Here is a 14176-nt window from a genome sequence, read left to right on the forward strand (position 1 = left end):
ATGGATCACTTCAATTACCGTGACGGCGTGCTCTACGCCGAAGACGTACCGCTTTCGCGCCTGGCGTCCGAGTACGGCACGCCGTGCTACGTCTACTCCAAGGCCACGTTCACGCGTCACTTTCGCGCCTATACCGAAGCGCTCGGTAGCCAAGCGCACCTGATCTGCTACGCGGTAAAGGCCAACTCCAACCTGGCGGTACTGGGGCTTTTAGCTCGCCTTGGCGCCGGGTTCGACATCGTCTCGGCGGGCGAGCTCGAGCGCGTTCTCGCGGCCGGTGGCGACCCTGCCAAGGTGGTTTTCTCGGGCGTGGCCAAGCGCGCCGATGAGATGGAGCGGGCGCTGCAGGTGGGCATCAAGTGCTTCAACGTCGAGTCGCGCCCCGAGCTCGAGCGCCTGAATGGCGTGGCCGAACGGCTTGGCAAGGTGGCGCCGGTGTCGCTGCGGGTCAATCCGGACGTCGATGCCGGTACCCATCCGTACATCTCCACTGGCCTCAAGGACAACAAGTTCGGCATCCCGGTGGATGACGCCCTTGAGGTCTACGAACTCGCCGCTTCCTTGCCTAACGTGCGCGTGGTGGGGCTCGACTGCCACATTGGCTCGCAGCTGACCGAAACTGCGCCCTTCCTCGACGCCCTGGAGCGCCTTTTGGTGCTGATGGAGCGCCTGCGCGAGCGCGGCATCGAGATCGAACATCTCGACCTTGGTGGCGGCCTCGGCGTGCCTTACCGCGACGAGACGCCGCCCCAGCCCTTCGATTACGCCAGCAAGCTACTCGCGCGGCTGTCGCGCTGGGAAGGGGGCGAGCGGTTGACACTGCTGTTCGAGCCGGGGCGTTCGATCGCTGCCAACGCCGGAGTGCTGCTGACGCGCGTTGAGTTTTTGAAGCCTGGCGAAACCAAGAACTTCGCCATCGTCGATGCCGGTATGAACGATCTTATCCGCCCTTCGCTCTACCAGGCGTGGCAGGCGATCGTACCCGTGGACACCCGCGAAGCGCGTGACAGCGCGCTCTACGACGTGGTGGGCCCCGTGTGTGAAACCGGCGACTTCATCGGCAAGGAGCGCGAGCTTGCCATCGCCCCAGGCGACGTCTTGGCGGTGCGCTCGGCGGGCGCCTATGGTTTCGTCATGGCGTCGAACTACAATAGCCGCCCGCGCCCGGCGGAGCTGATGGTGGACGGTGAGCACTGCCACGTGGTGCGCGCGCGGGAAAGCATCGAGAGCCTGTGGCAGGGCGAAGCGCTGCTGCCGGCGCAGGAGGTCTGATGCTGCTGCACTTCACCAAGATGCATGGCCTTGGCAACGACTTCATGGTCATCGATCTGGTAACCCAGCGCGCTCGTCTGCGTGAAGAGCAGGTGCGCGCGCTGGCCGATCGCCGCTTTGGCATCGGTTTCGATCAGCTACTCGTGGTCGAGCCGCCCCACGATCCCGATATGGATTTTCGCTACCGCATCTACAACGCCGACGGCAGCGAAGTAGAGAACTGCGGCAACGGCGCGCGCTGCTTTGCGCGCTTCGTGCGCGACCAGCGCCTGACCCATAAAAACGACATTCGCGTCGAGACCGCCGGTGGGCCGCTGGTGCTCACCATCCAAGCTGATGGTCAGGTACGCGTCGATATGGGTAAGCCGCGTTTTGCCCCCGCCGAGGTGCCCTTCGAGGCGGCGAGCGACGAGGTGCTGCATGCGCTTAACGTCGACGGTGAACATCACCAAGTGGGCGTGGTATCGATGGGCAATCCCCATGCGGTGCTTCGCGTGGCGAGCGTCGAGCAGGCGCCGGTAGAGCGCCTGGGCCCGCTGATCGAGCGCCATGAGCGCTTTCCCAAACGGGTCAATGTCGGCTTCATGGAGGTCGTTTCGCCCCAGGAGATCCGCTTGCGGGTGTTCGAACGCGGCAGCGGTGAGACACTCGCCTGTGGAACCGGCGCCTGTGCCGCAGTGGCCAGCGGTATTCGCCAGGGGCTGCTGCAGAGCCCCGTTAGGGTCCACCTGCCGGGGGGCGAACTGACCATCGAGTGGCCGAGTATCGATGCGCCGCTGATCATGGTCGGGCCCGCCGCTCACGTTTATGATGGCCGTGTATCCCTGGTATGAACGAGAACGACGTCGCGACTGGAGAAAGGTGATGGCGCAAGCCCCCGAACCCCGCAAGACACTCGACCCCGATCAGGTCGCCTTCTGGCTGGCGCGTCATCCCGACTTCTTCGTCGGCCGCGAGGGGCTATTGCAGCAGCTCAAGGTGCCGCATCCCAATATCGACGGTGCGGTATCGCTGCTCGAACGGCTGGTGGTCGATCTGCGTCAGCGCGCCGAAAGCGCCGAGGGGCGGCTCGAGTGCCTGCTCGACTCGGCGCGGCACAACGAGGCGCAGTATCGACGCCTGCGTGAAACGCTGCTGGTGCTGGTCGCCGCCGAGGATCGCGACGCCCTGGCGCAGGCCTTGGTCGCGCAACTGCACGAGCACTTCCAGACGCCAGCGTTGGCGCTCTGGTGCCCCGCCGAGCTCAGCGATAGCGAGCCCATGCCGCCGCAGCCGCCGCGCATGGTGCTGGATGCCCACGCCAGCGCCCGCTTGGCTGCCCTGCTGGATGGCCGCCCCAGCCGCTGCACCAAGCTTAGCGTCAGCGACTGGAAGCAGTTGTTGCCTCACGTCAAGGCGCCGCGCAAGGCGGGCTCATGCGCGGTGACGCGGCTCTCCGCTGGGGAATCGCTGGGCTACCTGCTGTTGGCGAGCCCCGACCCCGAGTGCTACCGCGCCAGTATGGATACGCTGTTCACCGAATACCTCGGCGACATCGTCGCCCGCCTGCTCTGGCGTTTGGAGCCGAGTATGGCGCCGAGCTTGGCCCCTAGAGCCTAATCGCCGTGCCCGCCGAGAACCTCGCGAGCGATCTAACCCTGGCTGCGGCCGTCGAGGCGTTTGTGCGTGATCTTGCGCGCAACAAGAGCGCGGCGACGGTCGATGCCTATCGCCAAGACCTCGCCGCCCTCGAGCGCTTTGCGACCGCGCGCGGGGCCGAGACCGCCGCGGAGCTTGATCTGGCGCTTGCACGCAGCTTTCTGGGCAGCGAGCGAAGTCGGGGGCTTTCGCCACGTTCGCTGGCGCGGCGGCGTTCGTCGCTTTCGCGCTTTGCCGATTTCCTCGTGCGCCAGCGCCTGCTCGCCGACAATCCCGTACGCCTTTTGCGCACACCCAAGCAGCCCGGTCATCTGCCGCGCCCGGTGGATATCGATAGCCTGGCGCGCTTTCTCGACACCCCGCATGCCGATAGCGTGATCGACCGGCGCGACCAGGCCATGCTCGAGCTCTTCTACTCCAGCGGCCTGCGCTTGGCGGAGCTCGCCGCACTGGATGTCAGCGCCCTTCAGGGCGCTCGGGTACGGGTGCTTGGCAAGGGCGGCAAGCCGCGCCAGGTGCCGGTAGGCGCGCAAGCGCTCAAGGCGCTAGAGGCGTGGCGTGCGGTGCGTGGCGAGTGGGCGAGCGAGGTTGAGTCGGCGCTGTTCGTCGGTCAGCGTGGCGCCCGCCTTGGTCACCGAGCGATCCAAAAGCGCTTGGCCGAGCTCGCCGTCGCGCGTGGGCTACCCGAGCACCTGCACCCGCACCGGCTGCGCCACTCCTTCGCCAGCCACCTGCTGGAGTCGAGCCAGGATTTGCGCGCCGTGCAGGAGCTTCTTGGTCATGCCAACCTCTCGACCACCCAAGTCTATACCCGGCTCGACTGGCAGCACCTGGCAGCCAGCTACGATGCCGCCCACCCGCGCGCCAAGCGCCGCAGCCAAGAGTGACTCCATGACGCTTCTCAAGGCCATCACCTTCGATCTCGACGACACGCTATGGGACAACCACGGCGTGATGCGCCATACCGAAGAGGGTCACTACGCCTGGCTGCTAGACGCCTTGAGCGTTTGGCAGCGCGGGCGAGGCGATGCCGAACTGGCGCTCGACGCCGAAACGGGAATGGCCGACTATCTGGCGCGGCGCCAACGCTTGGCGAAGGCGCATACCGAGCGGCGAGGCGACTTCACCTGGCTGCGTCTTCGCGCGCTGGAGGAGCAGTTGGAAGAGAGCGGCCTCAACCGTAGCGCGGCGCTGATGTGGGCGGCGGCGGCGATGAACGAGTTCCATCGTTTGCGCGTGCGCGTGACGCCCCATCCCGAGGCGGTCGAGCTGTTGACTGAGCTGGCCGCACGCTATCGTCTGGCGGCGATCACCAACGGCAACATTCACCTCAAGCGCCAGCCGCTGGCCGCACACTTTCCCGTCGCCATCGCCGCCGGGGAACTACTGGCGCCAAAGCCCGATCCCAAACCCTTTCTCACCGCCTTGGCCGAGCTCGAGGTGGCGCCGGAGCAGGCCATGCACGTGGGCGACTCCTGGGACGAAGACGTGATTCCAGCGCAGGGGCTCGGCATGCAGGCGGTGTGGATTGCCGCCGAAGGCGACCGCCCGCTGCCTGCGCGAGTGCAGCGCATCGCTCATATCAGAGAGCTACCCGCGCTGTTGGACTGGCTCGAACGGCGCTAGCGAGCGCAGGCACTTTGCATACAGAGCCTAGGATGCGAGCCAGGTATCCAGGCGCTGCGACAGGGTGTCGATGCCCTGGCGCTTGAGCGCGGAGAAGAGCTGTACCGAGACCAGGTCGTCCCACTCTTTCAGCCGCGAGCGTACCTGCTGCAGCGAGGCGCTGGCGGGGCCTTTTTTCAGCTTGTCCGCCTTTGTCAGCAGGATATGCACCGGCATCTCGCGCTCGTCGGCAAAGCCGAGCATCATCTGATCGAACTCGGTCAGCGGGTGGCGCACGTCCATCAGCAGTACCAGCCCGCGCAGGCTATGACGCGCGCGCAGGTACTCGGAGAGGTGCTGCTGCCACTCGATCTTCACCGCTTCCGGCACCTTGGCGTAGCCGTAACCCGGCAGGTCGACCAGACGGCGGGCGTCGTCGTTCATCACGCTGAAGAAGTTGATCAGCTGCGTGCGCCCCGGCGTGCGCGAGGTGCGCGCCAGCGCCTTTTGCTGGGTGAGGGCGTTGATGGCGCTCGATTTACCCGCGTTGGAGCGCCCGGCGAAGGCGACCTCGGTGCCGCTATCGCTGGGGCAATGGTGCAGGGTGGGTGCGCTAATGAGAAACTGCGCCGTGGGGTAGTTGAGGCGCGGCGCAGCGGCGCTTTCGGGGCTAGACATGGCGTTATCCTGAAGCGAAGCGCGCGGCACGGGGCTAAGAGGCATCTTGACGCAGCCTGGCGCCGGTGCCAGCGCGATTCGATATAATCCATCGAGGAGTTGAAAGGGCGTCGAGACGACGATGGGCGTCAGTGTATCACCGCGCTACCTTAAGCAGCGACACACCATAACGACATGATGGAACCGTGATGAGCAAGCGACTGGCCGCCGTAATGATGGTTCTGGGCGCGATGAGTCTCGCCCATGCCGAACCCGAGGAGCAGTTGGCACTGAGCGCCGACCCCGACGCAGGCGCGGCGCGAGCATCGACCTGCGTGGCCTGCCACGGTCCCGCTGGTATCAGCCCGCTGGGTGCCTTTCCTAATCTAGCGGGCCAGCAGATGGCGTATCTGGCCAAACAGATTCGCGAGATTCGCGACGGCGAGCGTGAAATCGCGCAGATGGCGCGCCTGCTGGATGACTACAGCGATGAAGATGCTTGGAACGTAGCGGCCTTCTACGCCGCCGAGGCGCCCGAGGAGGGTCAAGCCGAAGATATTCCCGAGGAGCTTGCGCGCGGCGAGACGCTCTACCGCGCGGGCGACGCCGCTGCGGGTATACCCGCCTGTTCGGCCTGTCACGGGCCCAGTGGCGGCGGCATTGGCAGTGCCGCCTATCCGGCGCTTTCTGGACAGCACCCTGACTACACCCTGCACGCGCTCGATGCCTTCGCCAGCGGCGAGCGCGACAATGATCCTGATGGTGTGATGGGGGAGATTGCCAGACGCCTGGACGAGGCCGACAGGCAGGCGTTAGCCAACTATCTGCGTGGGCTACACTAATTTGCAGGACTAGCGCCCAAGGCGTTAACTCTCTTTTACCTGAAGGCGCGATGGGCGATGATGGGAACTCGCTCTGCTCGTCTGGGTCAGAGCTTTCGCTTTTACTACATGCTTTTACTACATGCTTTTACTACATGCTTTTACTGCGCGCTTTTACGTACGGAGACATAGACGTCATGCTGAAAACACTGTTGGTCGCTGCCGCTGGACTGGGTCTCTCCATGGCCGTCAGCGCCGCCGAGCCGGTCGAAGGCCAGGACTACACCCTGCTCGACCCGCCCGTTGCTACTCAGGCGGACGATGACAAGATCGAAGTGACCGAGGTGTTCTGGTTCGGCTGCCCGCACTGCTATCGCCTGCAATCCTCCGTGAGCGACTGGTACCCCACCCTCGACGACGACGTCGAAGTAGTGCACATGCCCGCGACCATGGGCGGCGCCTGGAATACGCACGCTGCAGCTTTCTACGCTGCCGAGTCACTGGGCATCGAGGAAGATCTTCACGCCGACTTCTTCCACGCCATTCATGAAGATGGCGAAAGCCTGACCGACGCTGACGAGCTTGCCGCCTTCTTCGCCAACTACGGCGTTAGCGAAGACGAGGCCAAGCAGGCGCTCAACGCCTTCAGCGTGCGCAGCGAAGTCAACCGTGCCCATGGGCGTATGCGCGACATGCGTTTGATGGGCGTACCGGCGCTGGTCGTCGATGGCCGCTTCGTGGTCACGCCGAGCACGGCGGGAAGCCTTGAAAACATGCCCAAGGTCGCCAACGCGCTGATCGAGCGCGTACGCACCGAGCGCGCCGAACAGGCCGAGTAAGCTATGACGCTGGTGGGTAGCGGCAAGGGTAATGACGCGGGTAGCGAAAAGGCACCCCACGAGAGCGGCGCAAGCGCTGAGTCGGCGCCGCTGTCGGTATTCGAAACCGGCAGCCTGCGCCTGCTCACCTTCAACCTGCAGGTGGGCATTCAAACCTCGGCCTACCACCACTACCTGACCCGCAGCTGGCAGCATTTCCTTCCCCATCCCAAGCGCCGCGAGCGCCTGGGGGTAATGGGGGAGGTACTCGGCCAGTACGATATCGTCGGGCTGCAGGAAGTCGATGGCGGCAGCTTTCGCTCCAGTCGTATCAACCAAGTCGAGTACCTGGCCGACCAAGCGGGCTTTCCGCACCACTTCCAGCAGCTCAATCGTAATCTGGGTAAGCTCGCCCAGCATAGCAACGGCCTGCTTTCGCGCCTGGTGCCAACGCGTATCGAGGAGTACCGCCTGCCCGGCACGCTGCCAGGACGCGGGGCGATCCATGCGCGCTTTGGTAACGGGCCGGATGCGCTGCATGTGTTCGTTGCCCATATGGCGCTTAGCCAACGCGCGCGCGCGCGCCAGTTCGACTACCTGAGTGAGCTGGTCCAGCCGCTTAAGCACGTCGTGGTGATGGGCGATCTCAACTGCACGCCCGAGCAAATCCATGCCCATACGCGGTTTAGCAATTCGCTGCCGCTGCACCCGGTCAAGCCCTTGCTTAGCTACCCGGCCTGGCAGCCGCGCCGTGCGCTCGACCATATCCTGCTATCGCAGAGCTTGGAGGCTGCCGAGGTCAAGGTGCTCGACCACCTCTTCTCCGATCACCTGCCGCTGGCCGTCGATTTGCCGCTACCTTCTGCCTGCTTACGCTCGCTCAAGGCTGCTCAGCACGCCTGATCTACATCCTGGGGATGACGTTGGGCCTGGAATCGGCGATGATTCTGACCCGCTCCGTCAAAATCTAGGATATTCCTCATGCACGCCAACGCCCCAGAGCCGCGACTTTTGCGTGGGCTCGACCGCTTCACCGATGGCGTAGGTCGGGCGATCGCCTGGCTGGTGGTGATCATGATGGTGGTTCAGTTCGTCATCGTGGTCCTGCGCTATCTTTTCGGTATCAATAGCAACGTCATGACCGAATCGGTCATGTACATGCACGCCGCCGTTTTCATGCTCGGCGCCGCCTGGACGCTGCGTAACGACGGCCATGTACGCGTCGACATCTTCTACCGCCGTCTCTCGGCGCGTGGGCGTGCCTGGATCGATCTGCTCGGTACGCTGTTTCTACTCATCCCGGTCTGCTTGTTCATTGCCATCGGCAGCTACGGCTACGTGCGCACCAGTTGGGTGATCATGGAGCGCTCACCGGATGGCGGCATTCCTGCGGTTTACCTGCTCAAGTCGTTGATTCTCATCATGATGGCGCTGCTGCTTCTGCAGGCGTTGGCGCAGCTGATACGCCAAACGCTGATCATTCGGGGCGTGCTGCCTGCCGCGCCGCCCGCCGACCACGAGGAGGTGCTCTAGTGCTGGCGTCGATGTGGGACCTAATGCCGCTGGTGCTATTCGCCTCGGTGTGCGCTGTCTTGATGCTGGGCTATCCCGTCGCCCTGTCGCTGGCGGGTACGGCGCTGGCCTTTGCGGGCATGGGGATGCTATTGCAGTCGATGGGGTTTGCGGTGCCCTTCGAGTCGCGCTTGATGGGGGCAATGCCCAATCGCGTCTACGGCATCATGACCAACCAAACGCTACTGGCGGTGCCGCTGTTCGTGCTCATGGGCGTGCTGCTGGAGAAATCCCGCGTGGCGGAGACATTGCTCGATGCCATGGCGATGGTATTTGGCTCTCTGCGCGGCGGCCTTGGAGTGGCCGTCGTGCTGGTAGGCATGCTGCTGGCAGCCTCCACCGGTATCGTCGGGGCCACCGTGGTGACCATGGGTCTGCTCTCGCTGCCCACCATGCTCAAGCGCGGCTATTCGCCAGCACTGGCGACCGGCAGTATCTGTGCAACGGGCACTCTGGGGCAGATCATTCCGCCGTCGATCGCGTTGGTACTACTGGGTGACGTACTCTCCACGGCCTACCAACAGGCTCAGCTCTCAATGGGCGTGTGGAGCCCGCGCACGCTCTCTATCGGTGATCTGTTCATCGGCGCGCTGGTGCCGGGGCTACTTTTGGTCGTGGCTTACATCGTCTATCTGATGTTGGTGGCCTGGTTCAAACCGGAGCTGGCGCCGCCCGCCGACCGCGAAGCGCTCAAGCAGGAGCTTGGCCATACCGGCAGCCTCTGGCCGATACTGCTCAAGGGGTTGGTGCCACCGGTGGTGCTGATCATTGCCGTATTGGGTTCGATTCTGGGCGGTATCGCCACGCCCACCGAGGCCTCGGCGGTAGGTGCCTTTGGCGCGCTGATTTTGGCGGCCGCCAACCGCCGAGTGAGCTTCACGATGCTCGGCGAGGTAGTGCGCTCCACCGCCCAGGTCACCAGCATGGTGTTCTTGATCTTGATCGGCGCCACGCTGTTTTCGCTGGTATTTCGTGCCTACGGCGGTGAAGAGCTTGTCACCGAGCTGTTCGATGCCATGCCCGGCGGTGTGGTCGGTGCGACGCTAGTGGTCATGCTGGTGATCTTCCTGCTCGGCTTCATTCTCGACTTCATCGAGATCACCTTCGTGGTAGTGCCCATCGTTGGCCCGGTACTGCTGGCGATGGGGCTCGACCCGATCTGGCTCGGTATCATGATCGCGGTCAATCTGCAGACCTCGTTCTTGACCCCGCCGTTCGGCTTTGCGCTCTTTTATCTACGCGGCGTAACCCCGGCCAGCGTGCCGACGTCGGCGATCTATAAAGGGGTAATCCCGTTCATCATCCTGCAGCTTGGCATGCTTCTGGCGCTAGCGTTCTTCCCGGGGCTTGCGACCTGGCTGCCGTCGGTACTGTGACGGGCGCTCGCATTAAGCAGAAGCCGTCAAAGGAGAGCTCGTGAAAGACGACACAATGACCATTGCCAACGTGCTCACCATCGCCGGGTCCGACCCCTCCGGCGGTGCCGGTATCCAGGCCGATCTGAAGACGTTCTCGGCGCTGGGTACCTTCGGCACCAGCGTGATCACGGCGCTCACGGCGCAGAACACCCAGGGCGTGCGCGGCGTGCATCCGGTGCCTGCGGCGTTCATTGCCAGCCAGCTCGATACGCTGCTCGAAGACGTCGAGCTTGCGGCAGTGAAGATCGGTATGGTCACCAGCCGCGACGTGGCGGAGGTGATCGCCGAACGGCTAAGCCGTCGGCGCCCGCGCTGGATCGTGCTCGATCCGGTCATGGTGGCCAAGAGCGGCGACATTTTGGTCGACGACGTGGGCATTCGCGCGGTACGCGATATCCTCGTACCGCTGGCCGACGTGGTGACCCCCAACCTGCCCGAAGCGGCCGTTTTGCTCGACGTATCCACGCCCGCCACGCTCGCTGATATGGAGCGCATGATGCCGCCGCTAGCCGCCCTGGGCGCGCCCTATGTGGTGCTCAAGGGCGGGCATTTGCAGGGTGAGAGCAGCGCCGACCTGCTGGCGACGCCCAAGGAGCAGACGTGGCTGCCGGCCACGCGCCTAGCGACCGACAACCTCCACGGCACCGGCTGCTCGCTCTCTTCGGCCATTACCGCGAGCTTGGCGAAGCTTCCCGAGACGGCGTCGAGCGAGGAGGCGGTAGCCGCCATCCAGGCGGCCAAGCGTTGGCTACATGCGGCGCTGGAAGCCAGCAGCCGCCTGAAGGTGGGAAGCGGACGGGGGCCGGTACACCACTTCCACGCCTGGTGGTAACCGTCTGGTGGTAAGGGCAATAGCACGGAGGGGCTGAACGGCGCCCTTGATGCGAGCAGGGCGGTGGCTTGCGCGAATCGTCGTCGCGCACCATCCTGAGGGAGCCATGGACCACGGGGCAGCCTGGCAAAAATTGATTCGGTCGCCCCTTGACAGGACGCCGTGATGAATACGCTGCTGTTCGCTACCGATCTTTCCGTCGAAAACCGCGCCGCCTTCGGGCGCGCTCTGCGTTTGGCCCTGGCCGCCGACGCTCAGCTCGACATCCTTCACGTCATCGATCCTTATCTGCCGCGCCGCGTGTTGCCCAGCATCGAAGCCGCCGTGGCGGAGGATATTGCCACCCGCATGACCGACCTGCGCGAGGATTACGCCCTGGAGGCGCCGCGCACGCGTGTGCAAACGGCCACCGGTTCGCCCTACGTCGAGATCGTGCGCGAAGCCTTCGAGCACCAAGCGGCGCTGGTCGTGCTGGGTATGCACCGTAAGCGCGGCCAGCCTGCCTTTTTGGAAGGGACCACGGCGCTACGCGTTGCAACCGATGCGCCTTGCCCCGTGGTCATCGCTAGCGCCTTACCCGTGCGCGCCTGGGAAGAGATTCTGATCCCCGTCGACGCCAGCGTGAGCGTGACCAATGTTCTAGGTGAGGTGCTGGCGCGCTTTCCCGCCGCTCGCATCACCCTGCTTCACGCCTGGGCGCTTCCAGGCGAAGCCGAGCTTGGCTCCGACCCGCATTACGCTAAGTGGCGCGAGGGCGAGGTGGCGCGCCTGCAGGCCGCCCTCGACGCTCAGGTCGCCGAGCTCGATGTGGTTACCGAACAGGCCGTGGAGGTGGTGCTGGAGCAGGGCGACCCCGTCGAGGTCGTGGGCACCTACGTCAAGCGCCACCTGCCCGATCTCGTCTTGCTCAGCGGCCACGCTCTTCCTAGAGCCGCGCGAACGCTTTCACGCGCGCTATTGAGCGAACCCCATACCGATCTCATGGTGCACCGCCTATGAGCGGATAGAGAGCCTGTAAGATAGGAAGAATGAGAGTACGGAGATGAACGACCCGGTATGAAAGCACTGATTCAGCGCGTTCGGCGCGCCAGCGTAGAGGTAGAGGGGGAGATGGTCGGGCAGATCGATCAGGGGCTTTTGGTTCTGCTCGGCGTCGAGAAGGGCGACGACGAGGCCGCCGCCGATAGGCTCTTGCACAAGCTCTTGCACTACCGCGTATTTAGCGATGCCGAAGACAAGATGAACCTCGACGTGCAGCAGATCGAGGGCGGGCTACTGCTGGTGTCGCAGTTCACCTTGGTAGCGTCGACCAAGAAGGGGCTGCGCCCGAGCTTCTCCAGCGCCGCGCCCCCGGCGGAGGGCGAGCGCCTTTATCATTACCTCGTGGAGCGCGCCCGCAAGGCGTGGCCGAACGTCGCGACCGGCCGCTTCGGCGCCGACATGCAGGTCGCGCTGGTCAACGACGGCCCGGTGACCTTTCTGCTGGAGAGCTAGTGGGTCAAGAGAGTGGGTCAAGAGTTAGCGGGTCAGACGGGTGCTCAGGCGTTTTCGCTGGCGAGCAGTTCCGCCTCCATGGCTTCTAATGCCTCTTCGGCGCTAAGCCACTCGGCTTCGGCCGCGTCGAGCTGGCTTTTGTGCTCGGCCTGGCGGGCGAGGGTGGCGGTCAACTCGGCTTTACGCCCGGCCTCGGTGTAGAGCTCGGGGTCGGCCAGTACCGCTTCGACTTCGGCGAGCTGCTGCTGGGCGCGCTCCATGGTTTTCTCGGCCTGATCACGCAGCTTTTTCAGCGGGCGCAGCTTCTCGCGTAGCGCGGCGGCGGCTTGGCGGCTTGCTTTGCGCGTTTCGCGACTTTCGCTGGTGGCTTGCTGGCGCTCGCTCTTCTCGCTGCGCGCATCGCGGCGGTGGGCTTCCAGGCGCGCCTTGAGCCAGGTGCGGTAGTCGTCGAGGTCACCATCGAAGGGCTCGACGCGATGATCGGCCACGCGCCAGAACTCGTCGACGGTGGCACGCAGCAGGTGACGGTCGTGTGAGACCAGAATCACTGTGCCCTCGAAGCCCGCCAGCGCCTGGGTCAGCGCTTCGCGCATCTCAAGGTCCAGGTGGTTGGTCGGCTCGTCGAGCAGCAGCAGGTTGGGCTTTTGCCAGGCGACAAGGGCCAGCGCCAAACGGGCCTTTTCGCCGCCGGAGAAGCGTGCCACTTCGCCAAAGGCGTCGTCGCCCTGGAAGCCAAAGCCGCCGAGGAAGTTACGGATCTCCTGCTCGCTGGCCGTAGGCGAGAGGCGCTGCACGTGCACGTAGGGCGTGGTGGTGACGTCGAGCCCTTCGAGCTGGTGCTGAGCGAAATAGCCGATCTTGAGATGCTCGCCGGGTACGCGCCTGCCCGCGAGCAGGGCAAGCTCGCCGGTCAACGATTTGATCAAGGTCGATTTGCCCGCCCCATTGGGACCCAACAGACCGATGCGGCTGCCGGGCAACAGGGTCAGGTCGACCTTGTCGAGCTGGACGATGTCGCCCTGCTCACCGTGATAGCCCAAGGTGGCCTGATCGAGCACCAGCAGCGGGTGCGAGGTCTTATCGGCGCTGGGCAGGCTGAAGTGGAAGGGCGAATCGACGTGGGCCACGGCGATCTCTTCCATGCGTTCGAGCATTTTGACTCGGCTCTGGGCCTGGCGCGCCTTGGTCGCCTTGGCCTTGAAGCGAGCGATGAAGCGTTCGATCTCCTCGCGCCGCGCCTGCTGCTTGGCCGCTTCGGCCTGCTGCAGGGCGAGCTTTTCGGCCCGGGTGCGCTCGAAACGGGTGTAGTTACCCCGGTAAAGCTCAAGCGTCTGGTGGTGCATATGGACGATGTGATCGCACACGGCGTCGAGAAAATCGCGGTCGTGAGAGATCAGTAGCAGGGTGCCCGGGTAGCGGCCGAGCCACTGTTCGAGCCATAACAGCGCATCGAGATCGAGGTGGTTGGTGGGTTCGTCGAGCAGCAGCAGATCCGAGGGCATGAACAGCGTGCGCGCCAGGTTCACCCGCATGCGCCAGCCGCCGGAAAAATCAGACAGCGGGCGCTGCATGTCGCTCTGGACGAAACCCAGGCCCACCAGCAGCTGCGCGGCCCGCGAAGGCGCCGAGTAGCCGTCGAGGGTCTCGATCAAACCGTGAAGCTCCGCTTCGCGGTGGGCGTCATTCTGGGCCTGAGCGGTCGCGAGATCGGCTTCGGCCTGGCGCAGGGCAAGATCGCCATCCTGTACGTAGTCGACGATGGCGCGGTCGAGCGCCTCGACCTCCTGCGCCATATGAGCAATGCGCTGACCGCCGCTGAGGGCGATGTCGCCCTGATCGGGGGCGAGCTCACCCAGCAGCAGTTTGAAAAGACTCGACTTGCCCGCCCCGTTCGCGCCGATGATGCCTGCCTTGACGCCCGCATTGAGCGTTAGGTCGGCCTGGTGGAGCAGTGGTTGCGTGCCGCGTTGCAGGGCGACTTGGCGCAGTGCAATCATGCCTTCTCCTGAGATGGCTAGGCGTTGAATGAAAGGGCGGCGCGATCAGGCG

General features: G+C 64.5%; 15 protein-coding genes. 13 read left to right on the forward strand and 2 right to left on the reverse strand.

From position 1 onward, the window contains the following. From lysA to LLY24_RS01105, 5 genes are read left to right on the forward strand one after another with little or no spacing between them, the layout of a single operon-like run. On the forward strand, positions 1 to 1272 hold the full coding sequence (gene lysA, locus LLY24_RS01085) for a diaminopimelate decarboxylase (protein WP_259034420.1): 1272 nt from the start codon (positions 1 to 3) through the stop codon (positions 1270 to 1272). Continuing rightward, positions 1272 to 2105, forward strand: coding sequence for a diaminopimelate epimerase (gene dapF, locus LLY24_RS01090; RefSeq protein WP_259034421.1), 834 nt, complete (start codon positions 1272 to 1274; stop codon positions 2103 to 2105). The genes lysA and dapF overlap by 1 nt, the downstream gene beginning before the upstream one ends. A gap of 31 nt (positions 2106 to 2136) precedes the next feature. Beyond that, entirely contained in the window at positions 2137 to 2871 is a 735-nt protein-coding gene (locus LLY24_RS01095; protein WP_259034422.1) for a DUF484 family protein, read from the forward strand. A gap of 38 nt (positions 2872 to 2909) precedes the next feature. Further along, positions 2910 to 3797, forward strand: a complete 888-nt coding sequence (locus LLY24_RS01100) for a tyrosine recombinase XerC (protein ID WP_267135191.1) — start codon at positions 2910 to 2912, stop codon at positions 3795 to 3797. Positions 3798 to 3801: 4 nt separating this feature from the next. Then, positions 3802 to 4536, forward strand: coding sequence for an HAD family hydrolase (locus LLY24_RS01105; protein WP_259034424.1), 735 nt, complete (start codon positions 3802 to 3804; stop codon positions 4534 to 4536). A 27-nt stretch (positions 4537 to 4563) separates the two neighbouring features. On the opposite strand, the gene yihA is transcribed toward LLY24_RS01105, so the two are convergent. Continuing rightward, complete coding sequence (yihA, locus tag LLY24_RS01110; RefSeq protein WP_259034425.1) at positions 4564 to 5193, reverse strand: ribosome biogenesis GTP-binding protein YihA/YsxC; 630 nt, start codon at positions 5191 to 5193, stop codon at positions 4564 to 4566. A gap of 188 nt (positions 5194 to 5381) precedes the next feature. Here yihA and LLY24_RS01115 point away from each other — a divergent pair, with 188 nt between their 5' ends. The 8 genes from LLY24_RS01115 (at position 5382) to dtd (ending at position 12127) form a co-directional block, all read left to right on the forward strand. After that, positions 5382 to 6014, forward strand: a complete 633-nt coding sequence (locus tag LLY24_RS01115; protein WP_259034426.1) for a c-type cytochrome — start codon at positions 5382 to 5384, stop codon at positions 6012 to 6014. A gap of 176 nt (positions 6015 to 6190) precedes the next feature. Beyond that, positions 6191 to 6832, forward strand: coding sequence for a thiol:disulfide interchange protein DsbA/DsbL (locus LLY24_RS01120; protein ID WP_259034427.1), 642 nt, complete (start codon positions 6191 to 6193; stop codon positions 6830 to 6832). 3 nt (positions 6833 to 6835) lie between these two features. Then, positions 6836 to 7714 carry an endonuclease/exonuclease/phosphatase family protein gene (locus LLY24_RS01125; protein WP_259034428.1) on the forward strand — a complete coding sequence of 293 codons (879 nt, stop codon included), beginning with the start codon at positions 6836 to 6838 and terminating at the stop codon, positions 7712 to 7714. Between the two features lie 78 nt (positions 7715 to 7792). Continuing rightward, a complete protein-coding gene (locus tag LLY24_RS01130) occupies positions 7793 to 8344 on the forward strand; it encodes a TRAP transporter small permease subunit (protein WP_259034429.1) in 552 nt (183 codons plus the stop codon). Positions 8345 to 8355: 11 nt separating this feature from the next. Next, positions 8356 to 9759: a TRAP transporter large permease gene (locus tag LLY24_RS01135; RefSeq protein WP_259034884.1), complete on the forward strand. Its 1404-nt coding sequence runs from the start codon at positions 8356 to 8358 to the stop codon at positions 9757 to 9759. Positions 9760 to 9814: 55 nt separating this feature from the next. Beyond that, a complete protein-coding gene (thiD, locus tag LLY24_RS01140) occupies positions 9815 to 10633 on the forward strand; it encodes a bifunctional hydroxymethylpyrimidine kinase/phosphomethylpyrimidine kinase (protein ID WP_259034885.1) in 819 nt (272 codons plus the stop codon). Between the two features lie 165 nt (positions 10634 to 10798). Continuing rightward, on the forward strand, positions 10799 to 11632 hold the full coding sequence (locus tag LLY24_RS01145) for a universal stress protein (protein WP_267135159.1): 834 nt from the start codon (positions 10799 to 10801) through the stop codon (positions 11630 to 11632). Between the two features lie 57 nt (positions 11633 to 11689). Continuing rightward, positions 11690 to 12127, forward strand: a complete 438-nt coding sequence (dtd, locus tag LLY24_RS01150) for a D-aminoacyl-tRNA deacylase (RefSeq protein WP_259034431.1) — start codon at positions 11690 to 11692, stop codon at positions 12125 to 12127. A 44-nt stretch (positions 12128 to 12171) separates the two neighbouring features. Here the strand turns inward: dtd and abc-f are convergent, their stop codons facing one another. Then, on the reverse strand, positions 12172 to 14124 hold the full coding sequence (abc-f, locus tag LLY24_RS01155) for a ribosomal protection-like ABC-F family protein (RefSeq protein WP_259034432.1): 1953 nt from the start codon (positions 14122 to 14124) through the stop codon (positions 12172 to 12174). Positions 14125 to 14176: the final 52 nt, after the last annotated feature.

Origin of the sequence: Halomonas dongshanensis, assembly GCF_024790395.1 — a bacterium.
In the GTDB taxonomy this organism is placed as follows: domain Bacteria; phylum Pseudomonadota; class Gammaproteobacteria; order Pseudomonadales; family Halomonadaceae; genus Vreelandella; species Vreelandella dongshanensis.